This window comes from Microcystis sp. BLCC-F209, from assembly GCF_041928595.1.
Classification (GTDB): domain Bacteria; phylum Cyanobacteriota; class Cyanobacteriia; order Cyanobacteriales; family Microcystaceae; genus Microcystis.
In genome coordinates this window covers 1-14,717 of the sequence record NZ_JBHFLL010000099.1, presented here as the reverse complement: position 1 = coordinate 14,717, position 14,717 = coordinate 1, and the positions used below count along the sequence as shown (strand labels likewise).

The 14,717-nt window shown below is 45.5% G+C and carries 12 protein-coding genes; 10 read left to right on the top strand and 2 right to left on the bottom strand.

All coding sequences use genetic code 11. From position 1 onward, the window contains the following. Nucleotides 1-539: 539 nt before the first annotated feature. Complete coding sequence (locus ACE1AQ_RS06430) at nucleotides 540-2,009, top strand: S8 family serine peptidase (protein WP_110545901.1); 1,470 nt, start codon at nucleotides 540-542, stop codon at nucleotides 2,007-2,009. 116 nt (nucleotides 2,010-2,125) lie between these two features. On the opposite strand, the gene ACE1AQ_RS06425 is transcribed toward ACE1AQ_RS06430, so the two are convergent. After that, nucleotides 2,126-2,440 carry a DUF3155 domain-containing protein gene (locus ACE1AQ_RS06425; RefSeq protein ID WP_004268081.1) on the bottom strand — a complete coding sequence of 105 codons (315 nt, stop codon included), beginning with the start codon at nucleotides 2,438-2,440 and terminating at the stop codon, nucleotides 2,126-2,128. A 388-nt stretch (nucleotides 2,441-2,828) separates the two neighbouring features. On the opposite strand from ACE1AQ_RS06425, the gene ACE1AQ_RS06420 reads away from it, so the two are divergent. The 5 genes from ACE1AQ_RS06420 to ACE1AQ_RS06400 all read left to right on the top strand — a co-directional run bounded on the left by ACE1AQ_RS06420 (nucleotide 2,829) and on the right by ACE1AQ_RS06400 (nucleotide 9,169). Continuing rightward, nucleotides 2,829-4,085, top strand: a complete 1,257-nt coding sequence (locus ACE1AQ_RS06420) for a GAF domain-containing sensor histidine kinase (protein ID WP_106909322.1) — start codon at nucleotides 2,829-2,831, stop codon at nucleotides 4,083-4,085. A 198-nt stretch (nucleotides 4,086-4,283) separates the two neighbouring features. Next, nucleotides 4,284-4,661: a type IV pilus biogenesis protein EbsA gene (ebsA, locus tag ACE1AQ_RS06415; RefSeq protein ID WP_008203389.1), complete on the top strand. Its 378-nt coding sequence runs from the start codon at nucleotides 4,284-4,286 to the stop codon at nucleotides 4,659-4,661. Nucleotides 4,662-4,695: 34 nt separating this feature from the next. After that, on the top strand, nucleotides 4,696-5,772 hold the full coding sequence (locus ACE1AQ_RS06410) for a phosphotransacetylase family protein (RefSeq protein ID WP_008203388.1): 1,077 nt from the start codon (nucleotides 4,696-4,698) through the stop codon (nucleotides 5,770-5,772). 40 nt (nucleotides 5,773-5,812) lie between these two features. Next, nucleotides 5,813-7,627 (top strand): ABC transporter ATP-binding protein, encoded by a 1,815-nt coding sequence (locus ACE1AQ_RS06405; protein ID WP_039900225.1) that lies wholly within the window; start codon nucleotides 5,813-5,815, stop codon nucleotides 7,625-7,627. 102 nt (nucleotides 7,628-7,729) lie between these two features. Further along, complete coding sequence (locus ACE1AQ_RS06400; protein WP_110545900.1) at nucleotides 7,730-9,169, top strand: aminotransferase class I/II-fold pyridoxal phosphate-dependent enzyme; 1,440 nt, start codon at nucleotides 7,730-7,732, stop codon at nucleotides 9,167-9,169. Here ACE1AQ_RS06400 and ACE1AQ_RS06395 read toward each other — a convergent pair. Beyond that, nucleotides 9,161-10,528 carry a serine/threonine-protein kinase gene (locus tag ACE1AQ_RS06395; protein WP_008203381.1) on the bottom strand — a complete coding sequence of 456 codons (1,368 nt, stop codon included), beginning with the start codon at nucleotides 10,526-10,528 and terminating at the stop codon, nucleotides 9,161-9,163. The genes ACE1AQ_RS06400 and ACE1AQ_RS06395 overlap by 9 nt on opposite strands. 371 nt (nucleotides 10,529-10,899) lie before the next feature. On the opposite strand from ACE1AQ_RS06395, the gene ACE1AQ_RS06390 reads away from it, so the two are divergent. The 4 genes from ACE1AQ_RS06390 to ACE1AQ_RS06375 are packed head-to-tail and all read left to right on the top strand — an operon-like array spanning nucleotide 10,900 to nucleotide 14,550. Next, on the top strand, nucleotides 10,900-11,430 hold the full coding sequence (locus ACE1AQ_RS06390; protein WP_110545899.1) for a DUF4242 domain-containing protein: 531 nt from the start codon (nucleotides 10,900-10,902) through the stop codon (nucleotides 11,428-11,430). A gap of 12 nt (nucleotides 11,431-11,442) precedes the next feature. Beyond that, nucleotides 11,443-12,558: an acyl-CoA dehydrogenase family protein gene (locus tag ACE1AQ_RS06385; RefSeq protein ID WP_110545898.1), complete on the top strand. Its 1,116-nt coding sequence runs from the start codon at nucleotides 11,443-11,445 to the stop codon at nucleotides 12,556-12,558. Beyond that, nucleotides 12,555-13,337 carry an ABC transporter ATP-binding protein gene (locus ACE1AQ_RS06380; protein WP_110545897.1) on the top strand — a complete coding sequence of 261 codons (783 nt, stop codon included), beginning with the start codon at nucleotides 12,555-12,557 and terminating at the stop codon, nucleotides 13,335-13,337. Before ACE1AQ_RS06385 ends, ACE1AQ_RS06380 begins: the two co-directional genes overlap by 4 nt. Before the next feature lie 4 nt (nucleotides 13,338-13,341). Continuing rightward, on the top strand, nucleotides 13,342-14,550 hold the full coding sequence (locus ACE1AQ_RS06375; protein WP_110545896.1) for an ABC transporter substrate-binding protein: 1,209 nt from the start codon (nucleotides 13,342-13,344) through the stop codon (nucleotides 14,548-14,550). Nucleotides 14,551-14,717: the final 167 nt, after the last annotated feature.

The following is a 14,717-nucleotide window of genomic DNA, read 5'->3' as shown; positions in this document are numbered from 1 at the left end:
ATTCATAATAAATATTGGCAGAGGATTAAAGATTAGTTATTGTGACTAATTCTTTTGGTTAGAAAAAGATAAACTTGAGAATCTTCAGTCAAATTTATTGACTTAAAATCAGCTGTACTTAATTTAAATGAAACAGCCCTACCCTTGATAAGGGGGGTGCCGATAGGCGGGTGGATCTGATAATTTTTAACGCCTACCTACTTAATTCATCATTCCCTCTCCCATCACCCCTTCTCCCCACTTGATAATTCATAATTCATAATTCATAATTCATAATTCCTAATTCCTAATTCCTAATTCCCCGAAACCGTCTTGACTATCGAACCTCATTCAAGGTATTCTGGAGAATAAGATCAGAAGGTGATGGAATTCAGATTTGAATTGGCGTGCAAACTAGGATCGGACAGTAATGCAATTCAGATGTGAATTGGCCTACTTTTTTGGAGACTTACCCAAAAGCTGACAAATGTTGTCTGTCTGATCAGAGCTTCTTGATGGTTCTCGCCACCATTTAACCATTAAAAAACGACCAGAACACCATGATAGATAACTTTACCGCCAACGACCTCTATAACTGTATAGATAGTCTAGATTCCTCAGATTTTCAGAAATTCCTAGCGGGGAATAAGTCATCAATTTTTCCCAGCATAGCCACTAATCGAGCCACATCTCTTTTCAAAGAAGAAGTAGCGAGCCTTAATCTTACTGCCTTAGATAACGCCGGCAATACCTTAGAAATGGCCTGTGATATCACCATTGGAGCAACTGCCACCAGCTACAGTGATTTCGCTGGTTCTGCAGACACCAATGATTATTATCATTTTAGTTTAGGAACCAGTAGCAACTTTAGCCTCAATTTAACGGGATTAAGTGCCGATGCCGATGTGTCCTTGTTAAATAGTAGTGGCGGTGTGATTACTAGCTCCACTAATCGCGGTAACAGCAGTGAGAGTATTACTCGTCAGCTGAATGGGGGTACTTACTATATCCGGGTTTATCCCCACAGTGGCAGCACCAACTATAACTTAACCCTGTCTGCGACCACAGCCCCAGTTGTACCCGGATATAGTGCCACTTCAGGATACGGTTTAGTTAATGCTGCGAGAGCCGTCGCTGGAGCCTTGAATGAAAGTCCTTTTGCCAATGTTCCCACTTTTGGTGGTGCTAATGACTGGGGGGTTAACTTAGTTAATGCACCCGAAGCTTGGGCAAGAGGTTATACAGGACAGGGAATCGTCGTTGCTGTACTAGATACAGGAGTTGACCGCAATCATGCCGACTTAGCGGCCAATATTTGGACGAATGCGGGCGAAATTGCCAATGATGGTCTTGATAACGATGGCAACGGTTACGTTGATGACGTTTATGGCTGGAACTTTGCCAATGGCAATAATAATACTTTAGATGGCAACCGCCATGGTACTCATGTGGCGGGAACCATTGCTGCTCGTAATAATGGTTTCGGGGTCACTGGTGTGGCCCACAATGCCAAAATTATGCCGGTGAAAGTTTTGAGCGATTCCGGTAGTGGCAGCTCTAGTGGCGTTGCCCAAGGAATTCGCTACGCCGTGGACAACGGTGCTGATGTGATTAATATGAGTTTGGGCGGTGGTAGCACTAACAGTCAGATTCAAGCAGCCCTCCAGTATGCCAGCAGTCGCGGTGTGATCGTGGTTATGGCCGCCGGTAATGCGGGGGCAGCTCAACCCAGTTATCCCGCTTCCAATGCTACCTCTTGGGGTCTTGCCGTAGGTGCCGTTAACAGTTCTAACCAGATGGCTTCCTTCTCCAATCGTGCTGGCTCCAATTCTTCGATGAGCTATGTCACCGCTCCAGGCGTACAAGTGTATTCTACTCTCCCTAATGGTGGCTATGGTTTCTTGAGTGGAACCTCCATGGCAGCACCCCATGTGGCTGGAGTGGTGACCTTAATGTTGAGTGCCAATCCGAATCTGACCGATGCTCAAGTACGTCAAATTATTACTGCCACAGCAGGTAATGTCGCCTAAAACTTGGCTGTTTTTTGGCCTCAGATAGCTGATTCTTGGCTCTCAGACAAAAAAAAACTCGTTTACTTTTCTGTAAACGAGTTCACTTTCCATGATACTATTAATAGTCCTGTGAATTATTTGGCAACTGCTACCGGTGCTTTGACGGGCTGGGGCTGCAGGTCGCGCAAACTTGGGAAGAGGAAGTGGTTTTCCTCCACATATTGCGCTCCAAACAGTCCTTTTTCAGCCCAGAAATAGCGATCGGTTGTATGCTCGTTACGCTTAACAATCAATAAAGCTGGTGGGCTAATGCCTATAGCTTGAATATACTTACGCGCCGCAGTTACGGGTTTATCTTCGCCACTTTCAATACTATACTGGGGTACAAGTTCAAGTATCTTACGTCCTTCTTGACGACGGCGACTTTTACGTTTCCGTTTTCTGGCCAACCCAATTACCTCCTGTTTTGGCTAATCGTTGTAATGATAGTTACAAAAGCCGTAGCGATTATATCCGTTCTAGACCGAGAAATCAAGTGTCTCTCACAAACCCAATTACAAACAAGTTTGACTAGAAGCTAGACTGGGACTGTGTTTAAGTTTGTGTCACAAAAACACTGCCCCCAATCCCGATACAAAACTTATTATTCTTAAACTTTTTTTAATATATACCCTGAGCCACCCCTAAAATAGTGATCAAACCCTTGCCCTAATTGCTTTTTACTGGCTGCACCCCACCCAAGAGGATGGCCATTGTCTCCCCTGTCAACTGGGAAATAAAACTCGCAACCCTAGCTTGATCAAGGTTTTCTGATTTTTTACTTTTTACTTTCTTAGTATGCCCTTCTCCTCCCCCTCCCGGACTCCCCTGAGTGATGATTTTATTGCCCTCTGTCAGGCACAGATGGAACTTTTGCGGGAGCAAATGGAAGCAGACAGAAGTGCGGTTTATTTAACTGAACCTTTATCGAGTAATTTAATCCCAGTTGTTGTTTATCCGCCTTTTAATTCCCCTTCTCCCCAAAAAAAGCGGCTTTCCTTGCAACCAGGCCCATCGGCGGCAGACCTGTTAACTGCGGTTAAGTTAGAAGATTTATCCCACCTCTGGAGTAATCAGGAGACCGTCAGCGGTCATCGCTTGTTTTTACCCTTAATGTATGAAGAGGGCATGATCGGATTATTGGTGACAACCAGAGAAAAACGACCTTGGCAAAGTTGGGAATTAACCCAGATGGAAAAAATCACCCAAACCCTCGCTTTAGCCTGTGTACTCGATCGCCAATTAGGAGAAGAACGTTATTATCGACAATGGCAACGTCAGCGCCTCGATACCTTTCTCCATCAAATCCGCAATCCCCTCACCGCTTTAAAAACCTTTGGTAAACTTCTGCTCAAAAGGCTTTTGGCCGAAGAAGGTAACGATCCCGCCATTACCGGTATGCTGAGGGAAAGCGATCGAGTTCGGGACTTAATCGCCGGATTTGAGGCCCAAATTCAGCAAGAAAGCGAAAATTACCCCACCGTCGATATTCCTCTCCTGCAAGCGCAATCTTCCCCCACCACCTTTCTCTTGCCTGCTGGCAGCACTCAGCTAACTCCGATCGATCTCCATGAGCTTCTCGATCCGTTGCTCCTTTCGGCCCAGGCCGTAGCTAAAGAGAGAAATCTCAGTCTAGAAAGGATTCACGGGGAAGATATACCACTTATTCGTGCCAATATCCCCAGTTTGCGGGAAGTATTCAGCAATTTAATTGATAATGCCCTCAAATATACTCCTGCCGGCGGAAAAGTCACCGTCGAGGTCAAAAATGTTAAGAATAGTGTAGAAATTGTTTTTAAAGACACGGGTTATGGTATTCCGAGGAGCGATCAAGAAAGAATTTTTCAACGTCACTACCGGGGAGTGCAAGCGGGGGGAGATATACCCGGTACGGGGTTGGGTTTAGCGATCGCCAAAGAATTAATGACTGGCATGGGGGGGACGATTGAATTTATCAGTCCCAATCCCGAGCCAACAAGTTCTCCCTACCCCGGGACGGTTTTTCGGGTTCGTCTGCCGGTTATGGCCAATGATAACCTCAGTATAGAGGGGTGATCTGGCCCGTAAATTTTGCCTATGTTCCCGCTCGGGAGATTCCGGGGGCGATCGGTTAAAATAGATGGAAAATATCAGTGTTACTGGTAACGTAGCTAGAGACAATTAATTACACACATCTAACTACCTCTTGCCTTTTGCCCCTTGCATGAGTGCCGATCCTAACCAAGAAGTTAATTTTGTCCTATTACTTAAATTATGCCAACTATCGAACAATTAGAACCCGCTAATAAGGCTGATGTGGTAGTATATATGCCCTACTATGCCAAGGACAAACATAGTATCCTGCCCTATGCGATCGCTTTGTATCAAGCTGGCTCTTTAGAAGGTCGTCGTCACATAGAAAGCGGTCAAGGGATTCCCTTTGTGGCCTCTTGGTATGTATCAAAATTGCCCTCGGAATTGACCCGTTGTCGTTTACAATTTGAAGGACAGGCCGACCTAAGCTATGAGATGACAATTATTAACGCCGAGTTGGTGGAATATCTGATCGATGCGATTAAAACCTTTAAGCAGCTAGGTTCGGCCGACTTTTCGCAGGGATTTTATCGGAAACTCCTGCGATTTGAGGAATAAAAGTCGGGATTTTACGGGTTAAAAGGAGCAAATCGTGGCGAAATCAGCCAAATCTATACTTATCTCTTCCCTGGAACCCCTCAGTGGTAAATCGGGAACTGTCGTCGGTTTAGCGCATCTCTTGCGACAAAAAGGACTAGAGATAAGTTATGGCAAACCAGTGGGCAATTGTCCGGGCTACGTCGATGGGCAATTGGTCGATGAGGATGTAGAATTTATTCGGCAATTACTAGAATTATCCCCCGAACAGCTGCGTTTACCGGTGATTTACACAGATGTGGATTCCGTTGCTAAACGCCTACAGGGTGCAGATAAACAGGACTACGGCAATGTTCTTGCCGGCTATCTCGATCGAGTTAACAGTGATATTACCCTCCTCGAAGGGCCAGGGACTCTCTGGGAAGGCAGTATTTTTCAGTTATCCATGGGGGAGATGGCCAAAATTCTCCAGACTCCGATCCTATTGGTGGCTCGCTATAGTTCTCCCCTGATGGCCGAGAGTCTGCTGAAAGCAAGAGAGGAATTAAATAATCGGCTGCTGGGGGTGGTCATTAGTGATATCCCCGCGGATGATTGGGAGGAAGTACAATCTCTCCTGAAACCCTATCTGATCAGCCAAGGTGTGGAGGTTTTAGGACTGTTACCCGCTAGTAAACTAATGCGTAGTATTAGTGTTCGGGAAATTGTCCATCTTTTGGGGGCCAAAGTATTATGTCGGCCCGATCGTTTAGATTGGATGGTAGAAAGTCTAGCGATCGGGGCAATGAATGTCAACGCCGCTTTAGAATATTTTCGTAAGGGGGAAAATATGGCCGTGATTACGGGCGGCGATCGCACAGATCTACAGTTAGCTGCCCTAGAAACTTCTACCACCTGTTTAATCTTAACCGGTTCCATCTCTCCGGATCCCCTGATTCTAGGCCGGGCCGAGGATTTAGAAGTACCGATTCTCTCGGTAAATTTAGATACTCTCACCACCGTGGAAATCGTCGATCGGGCCTTCGGGAAGATTCGCTTACAGGAACAGGTAAAGGTCGCTTGTATTCGAGAATTAATGGAGGAACATTTCCAGATTGATCGCCTGTTAGAAAAGTTAACAATAGGGGCGTAATTTCTCCCCGGCTGCCGAGAATTTCATGGGAAATCCCTTCATGACTCCATCATCCCCGCCTGTGTCCCCTCCGGTCAAAGAAAATGACTGGAGATTATTATTGAAACTACTTCCCTACGCAAAAAAGCAAAAAGCTCTGCTATTTTGGTCATTAATACTTCTTTTTCCCCTATCTCTCACGGGGGCGATTCAACCCTTAATTATCGGTCAAGCGGTCTCCCTTTTGCAAAAGGAACAAACTTGGAATTTTTTGGCTCAAATGCCCTTAACCGCAGCCATTAATACCCTAATTATTATCCTCTCGGCTGCGATTACTTTACGGCTGATTTTAGGGACAATACAAGGTTATCTGGTGCAGAAAGTCGGTCAGTCAATTACCGCTAATGTCCGGGAAGATTTATTTAGCCATGTTACTTCCCTTTCCTCTAGTTTTTTTGATCGCTCTCCCGTGGGACGTTTAGTCACCCGTTTAACCAGCGATGTGGAAGCATTAGGAGAAGTTTTTGCCAGTGGTGCGATCGGAGTTGTCAGTGATTTAGTCTATATTTTAGTTATCATCATCACCATGTTTACCCTGCAATGGCAATTAGCTCTATTGTTGGTGTTGATGTTATTTCCCGTCACCGCTCTAATTATCTTTTTTCAAAAACAATACCGCAGTGCTAACTATCAAGTACGCGAGCAATTATCAAAACTTAATGCCCAATTACAGGAAAATGTAGTCGGAGTTAATATTGTTCAATTATTTCGCCGGGAACGCTTTAATGCTGAAATATTTCGCTCTACCAATACTCACTATCGGCAATCCCTAGATAAAACAATTTTTTATGATTCGGCCGTCTCAGCTACTTTGGAATGGATCGGATTAATTGCCGTGGCAGGAGTATTATGGTTAGGCGGTATTTTTATTCTCCAGAAAACCATTGATTTTGGGGTTTTATCAGCTTTTATTTTATTCTCCCAGCGTCTCTTTAATCCCCTGCGTCAGTTTGCGGAAAAATTTACCATGTTTCAAGCGGGTTTTACTGCTATTGAACGCATTGGTGAATTAATTAGTATTCCCATTGAAATCAAAGATTATAAAAATTATCAGGAGATTTCCTTCCTAGAAAAACGTCAGACTGGTGAGATTATTTTTGAAAATGTTTGGTTTGGTTATAAACCGGATGAATATATTATCAAAGGTCTCAATTTTACCATTCATCCGGGGGAAAAAGTCGCCTTAGTCGGTCCCACCGGTGCAGGAAAAAGTTCGATTATTCGTCTTCTCTGTCGTCTCTATGAACCAAGTAAGGGCAGAATTCTAGTGGATGGTATCGATATCCGTTATCTTCCCCAAGCAGAATTAAGACGTTATATCGGTGTCATTCTCCAAGAAACTTTTCTCTTTGCCGGAGATGTGACTCGCAATATTACCCTAGGGGAAAATTATGATTTTGAGCAAGTTAAGGCAGCGGCTAAATCAACTAATATCGCTCACTTTATCGAGGAGTTACCCAATGGTTATCATACCCTTTTACGAGAACGGGGCGCAAATTTGTCGGGAGGACAAAAACAATTACTCGCTTTTGCGAGAGTCGCTATTCGTAACCCCGAAATTTTAGTTTTAGATGAAGCTACCGCTAGTTTAGACGTGGGGACAGAAGTATTAATTCAAGAAGCTTTAGAACAGATTTTAGTCGATCGTACCGCTATTATTATCGCCCATCGTCTCTCCACTATTCGCGATGTCGATCGAATTCTTGTGCTGAAACGCGGGGAATTAGTCGAATCGGGAACCCATGAAGATTTATTAACCAAAGACGGCCTCTACGCTAGTTTATATAAACTGCAAATGTTAGGCACAGATAGTTAACAGTGATCAGAATTCAGGAGACTCCGAGACAGGAGATTATTTTTATTTATTCTTCCCACTTCATAATTCATAATTCATAATTCATAATTCATAATTCCCACAATGCCTTCGCCAGAATCCGCTCCGTTGGTAGCACAACTGCAAAAAAAAGTCAATAGTTTAGATGTACCATTTTATGCGCCAGGGCATAAGCAGGGGGAAGGAATCGGGGAAGATTTAAGTAGTTTACTGGGAAAAAGCGTCTTTAAAGCCGATTTACCCGAATTACCCGACCTTGATAATTTGTTTGCTCCGACGGGAGTGATTAAAGAAGCGCAAATTTTAGCAGCCGAGACATTTGGAGCAGATAAAAGCTGGTTTTTGGTCAATGGCTCCAGTTGTGGCATTATTGCGGCGATTTTAGCCACTTGCGGCGAGGGAGATAAAATTATTTTAGCGAGAAATATTCATAAATCGGCAATTTCTGGCTTAATTCTCTCCGGAGCGCAGCCCATCTTTATCAATCCCGAATATAATCCCACTATCGATCTAAATTTAAATATAACCCCCCAATCCCTCGCAAATGCCCTCAAACTCCATCCCGATGCCAAAGCGGTAATGGTAGTCTCTCCCACCTATCAAGGGGTTTGCTGTGACTTAGAAACTATCGCCCAGATTACCAATCATTATTCTATCCCGCTGCTCGTTGATGAGGCTCACGGGTCCCATTTTGCCTTTCATCCCGATTTACCTCCGGCTGCCCTCTCTCTCGGCGCCGATATGGCTATTCAGTCCACCCATAAGGTTTTAGGGGCCTTAACTCAAGCATCGATGTTACACTTAAAAGGCGATCGCATTAGTTCCGAAAAAGTCGATCGAGCCTTACAATTAGTTCAAACCACTAGCCCTAGTTATTTGCTTCTCGCTTCCCTTGATAGTGCTAGAAAGCAAATGGCGACGCAAGGCCTAGATTTACTGAGCAAAACCCTCGATTTAGCCGCTACGGCCCGAAAAGAACTCGATAAAATTCCTAATATCTCTGTTTTAGACTTTCCCCATTCTATCCCGGGTTGTCACTGGTTTGATCGCACTCGTTTAACGGTAATCGTCAAAGATTTTGGCTTAACTGGTTACGAAATAGACGATATTTTGCGAGAAAAATACGCTGTCACGGCAGAATTACCGACTTTCAGCCAACTTACTTTTATTATCTCCATCGGCAATCATCGCGAACACATTAATCGCCTAATTACTGCTTTTCAATGCCTTCAATCCCCTTGCTCTACCAGTTTACCCCCCACTCCTCCTCCAGTCACGGGAAATTTGGCTATTTCTCCTAGAAAGGCTTTTTTTGCCCCTACAGAGATAGTATCCCAGAAAAATGCCCTTGATCGTCTTAGTGCTGATGTTATCTGTCCCTATCCCCCCGGTATTCCCGTTTTGATGCCGGGAGAGTTAATTTCTCAGGAAATCCTCGACTATCTGCAAACTATTTTAGACCTCGGTGGCACGATTACTGGCGGTGGTGATGATAATTTTGAAACTTTCAGGGTTTTAAAATAATCGCAAAATTATCTGATATATTAACCGGAAAAGGGCAGTAATAGCAATGGCTCCGATGGCTGCCATCACGGCAATGATAGCAATTTCAGGAAAATTTAGGCTTCCTTGCAGTTGCGAAAGAAAGAAGATGAAGGTGAGGGTAATTGCTGCTAGAATCGGTAAATCTCTCCCTTCAATCACTTTTTTAAATAATGCCCAAACTAAGCCACCTAAGATGATAAAGGCGATGACAATTCCTGCCGAGGGGACTAAACTATTTAAGGCAATTACCAATAATGTCCCCTCAAACCCTGTAAAGGCAGCATTAGTGAAAGTTTCCCCAAGAGAAAAGCGGGAACTTTTTCTCATCACTGGAGAAGCTGGAGGAGATGGAGGAATCGGGGAAGCTGGAGGAGATGGAGAAGGTGGATTTAAAGTGGTTAAAACTTCTTCACAGGATTGAAATCGATCTCGCGGATTTGCTAGTAACATTTTATTGAATACCCTTGCTAAATCTGCACTGATTTTGGGGACATAATTTTGCCAATTCCAGACCTGTTTTTGCGGATCGTATAGATCATCAGGATCGCGATTAGTTAAGAGCATAACACAGGTAGCTGCTAGGGCATATAAATCCGTGGCTGCCGATACCTGATTGCCTAATTGTTGTTCGGGAGGAGCAAATCCGGCTGAGTAAATTGTTGTGGATTTCTCTTGTGTATTATTGGGATTATTGGTAGCCTGTTTTACTGCCCCAAAATCGAGTAAATAGAGGCGACCATTTTTGGCTCGCATGATGTTAGATGGTTTTATATCCCGGTGAATGGAACCATTTTCATGGATAAATTTGAGGATAATAAGTAATTCTTGGAGAAGGTTTTTAACTTCACTTTCTTGAAAGGGTTTTTGTTGCTGTTGGAGAATTTCTTCTAGGTTTTTACCGTCGATATATTCCTGGGCCAGATAGAAAAATTGCTCTTCTTCTCCCGTTAATTGATTCTTGACTTTTAAAGGGAAAAAAGCATAGAGATCGGGTATTTGGGGATGTTCTCTTCCTAAATCTTCTAAAACCCGCGCTTCTTGAAAAAATAAGTTTTTCGCTTTTTCTAAAGCTTGCGGACTTAAATTACCGGAAGGTTGAAATTGTTTGATTACACATTTAGCTTTTTTGGGACTATAACGATCTACTGCTAAAAATGCCGCCCCAAATCCTCCTTTTCCCAATAGACGTTCCGGCAAATAACGTCCCCCTAAAATTAATGGCATCCCGCAAGCAGTACAATATTTCTGCTCGATCGAGGTTAAAAGATTGCTATCGTCTAGGTCTAGGCACTGATTACGCGGTCTCGGACAGTGGGGACGCGTACAAATAACTTCCATAGTCACCGTTTCCCGTGGTACTGCTCTTAGTTTAGCTACTACCAGCAATTCGGGTTAAAATTTTTGTTCTTGAGAAAGGGTTAAAAAGAGCGTTCGTAGGCCGACACAGATCCCCATTATAAGACAAGGTTAGCAGAAATTTTGGAGTTTGTCAAGTCTTTGGCTGAAAAAAATCCAGCCAGATAAGGGCGATTATCGAAAAAATCGGGTCACGCATATCAGCCAAGGCCAGGGTTCTGGCCACGACTTGAGCGAAACGGTCTTGAACCATCCACTCCCGTGTCACCTCGTTTTCAGGCTCTTGAAAATATTGCTTTTTTTTCCCAAAGACAGTAAACTCAAATGTATTGTAAATGTATTTCAGATGAATTATGACTCTATATCTAGTAGAGGATGATCAACAAGAAAGGACAAAAGAAGAGGTGAGCGAGATATTGGAGCGCATTGCCACACTGGCATCAAAATCCCAGGGAGAGTTAATCGAAGCCCTAATCGGTGAAACAGAGGGGCGGTTATTCCTGATTATCAAAGCGATTGATCGCGCCTCCCTCGAACAAGTACTAGAAAACGCTGGGCTAGGTTGGCAACTAATCAAGGAAATGCGCTTGATTGGGCAGGACTTAGCCACTGTGCGAGAGCGCAAAGACAAAGCCAACTATCTAGTACAGTGGAATTTACCCCCGGGGCTAACCATGGAAACTTACCTGCAACGAAAAGCGGAGAAAACCCCCTTTTATGCTCAAGTGCCTGAAGTCAGTTTCGAGCGTACCTATGTTTGCGAAGACTTGAGTAAATGTCTCTGTTTCTACGATAGTCCCGATGAAGCGGCGGTAAAAAGAGCCAGAGAAGTGGTCGGCGCACCTATAGATAGTTTGACCTCGATTGAAAATATTCACCCCTAGGAGAGAACAATGATGCTAGATCGAGGCTCCGAAATCAGTTCTTTTCTGGAAGAAAGAGCCACTGACCTCAACAACGGTACAGCTAATCTCAACGTCGGTTTGGCCCTAACCAAGCTAGGAGAATCGGGCTGGTTCGGCTATGCTATACCTGAAAGCTTAGGAGGCCGGGGTGGCTCCTTATTACAGGCAGTAGAGGCGATCTCCGCTGTGTCCCAATGCTGCCTGACCACCGGTTTTGTTTTCTGGTGTCAGCGCGTCTTCATTCAATATCTGGCGGCCAGTAATAACACTTACCTACAAAACAAAATTCTACCTGCTGTCCTCAAGGGAGAGATAGCCGGAGCGACAGGACTCTCTAACGCGATGAAGTACCTCGGCGGGATCGAGGAGCTGCGTTTACAGGCAAAGATCGAGGGAGAAAACGTCACTGTTAATGGTTTCCTGCCCTGGGCCTCTAACCTCGACTCTAAGGGAGAATTTATAGTGGCCGTTGCCGCTCAAACCACATCGGGACAAACTCTTATCCTCGCCCTTCCCTCCTTCGCAGAGGGGTTAAAACGGGGTGAAGACCTACAATTATTGGGTTTACAAGCTTCCCGCACCAGTACCCTTGAATTCGATCGAGTTCAGTTATCTCACGACTGGATTATCAGCTTGGAAGCAGCAAAATTTTTACCCTCAGTCCGCCCCTGTTTCTTGCTGTTACAATGCGGACTGGCCCTTGGCATTACGCGTAAATCTCTTGGGGAGACAGAGAAAAGTTTAGGGGGAAAGGCAGCGGTAGCCAGCGATCGTTATTTCTTCGCCCGGGAGCGTCTGACTCGTCTAGAAAAGACAATCGAGCAATTCAGCACCCTAGAAAGCTTCGATCTCGGACGAACACGCCAACTATTCACCCTCAGAGTGGACATTACCCGGTTAGCGGTGGAATCCGTATGGTTAGAAGCGGAAATTAAGGGAGGAAAAGGCTATTTCCGGAATAGCGACACGGCCCGACGGCTGCGCGAGGTCGCCTTTTTACCGGTGTTAACTCCGAGCCTGATTCAACTAGAAAGAGAATTACAACGTCAGTCCTCTACCGATAAAATTCTCCCTGGCGAACTCGATCGAGCGGGGGTGAGGGAATGAGTATCGCCACTGATTACCCCGTCCTCACCCTCAAAAATCTCCACAAACGCTATAAAACCCGCCATGGCTACCGTACCGTTTTTGAGGATATTAACCTACAGGTGCGCTCCGGTGAGGTGGTTTGTTTGCTTGGGGCCAGTGGTTGCGGTAAATCTACCCTCCTTGCTACCGCCGCTGGTTTGCAAAGTGCCGATGGCGGAGAAATACAATTGCACTCACGACCCCTACAAGCCCCAGACATCCGCAGCTCGATCGTCTTTCAATCCCCCGCCCTTTTACCTTGGTTAACCGTTTGGCAAAACGTGGCTTTTGGTTTGAAATTAAAGCGGATGCCCCGCCTCGATCATCAGCAATTACGCGAAAGGGTTCACACCGCCGTTAAAAGCGTCAAACTAGAGGGCTTCGAGCGTGCCTATCCTCATCAACTATCCGGCGGTATGGCTCAGAGAGTTTCTCTAGCCCGCGTCCTCGCCCGCCGCCCCTCTCTCCTGCTCCTGGATGAGCCGTTTAGCGCCCTCGACGCGATCACCCGTTTCGAGATGCAAAAACTCCTCCTAGAAGTCATAGCTCTCTATAACAGCACGGTTCTCCTCGTTACCCACGACATCGACGAGGCCCTGTTAGTGGCCGATCGAGTTCTTCTCATGGGCCGTCATCCGGTGGGCATCCGCCGAGAATGGACCATCTCGATGGCGAAACCCCGTTTCGAGTCAGCCAAGCTTTTGAGTGATCTACGCCTGTCAATTTTTCAAGAATTAGCCCTTGTGATGACACTGTAAATCTATGAACCTACACGATAATTGTGCTTGTTGCGGCATGAGCCGTCGAGATTTCCTGAAACTTTCGGCACTGTTTACCAGTTCCTTCGGGGCAGCGATCGCCGCCGATAATTGGAATCTCCCCGTTCACGCCAATGCCAAAGATCAGCCTGTGAAAATCGGTTATCTACCGATTACGGATGCCGCCCCCCTATTGGTGGCCCACTCCCGAAAACTTTATCAAGCGGAAGGTTTAACTGCCGAACAACCGCGCCTATTCCGCTCTTGGGCGCAGATTGTTGAAGCCTTTCTCGCTCGGCAGGTGAACGTTATTCATGTTCTTTTTCCCACCTCGATCTGGATTCGTTACGGGCGCAATTTCCCCGCTAAAATCGTCGCTTGGAACCATACCAACGGTTCAGCCCTCACCGTCCTTCCCGATATTGAAAATCCCAGGGAATTGGGAGGCAAAACGATCGCGGTTCCTTTCTGGTATTCGATTCATAATTTGGTCTTGCAACAACTCTTACAACGTAACGGGCTGAAAATAGTTCGCAAAGCCAAGGACGCGCCGATCGCGTCTAACGAGGTTAATCTAGTGGTTCTCCCGCCCCCGGATATGGTATCAGCCCTCGCCAATAAGAGCATCGGCGGTTATATCGTGGCTGAACCTTTCAACGCGGCGGCGGAAAATCTCAAAACCGGTAGGGTTCTCCGTTTCACCGGCGATGTCTGGAAGAATCACGCCTGTTGCGTTGTCTTTGTTCACGAGGAGGATATTAGGCAACGGAAACAATGGACGCAGAAGGTGGTAAACGCCCTCGTTAAAGCCCAACTCTGGTCCCGGAGCAATCGCTCGGAAGTGGCCCGGATTCTCTCTAAAGATGGTGGAAAATATACCCCTCACCCGCTGCCGGTATTGCAACGGGCGCTTACTTACTACGATCGCAATTTCTATAAAAAAGACGGGGCGATCGAGAATCCAGACTGGCAAGTCAACCGGATCGATTTCCAGCCCTATCCTTTCCCTTCCTATACGGAGGAACTGGTACGCTTACTCAAAACCACTCAGGTAGAAGGAAATACGGATTTTCTCCAAAAACTGCAACCCCGACAGGTGGCGCGGGATCTCGTGGATGACTCTTTTGTCCGTAATGCCTTGCAACAGGTGGGCGGACCGAAAGCTTTCGGCTTACCGAATAATCTCTCCCGCATCGAGACGATCAAATTTTAAAGGTCCGAACCTATGAAGTCACAATCTTTGGGAGCATCTCACCTTTGCAATGAGCATAAATACTTAGTGGAAAAATAGGCTTTTCGAGGGTAATTCTTGTTTTAATTCTCCATGTACGCAGTCTTTAAAAGCCTCTATTTCGTTCCAAGACACGATTAAGAGTGGCT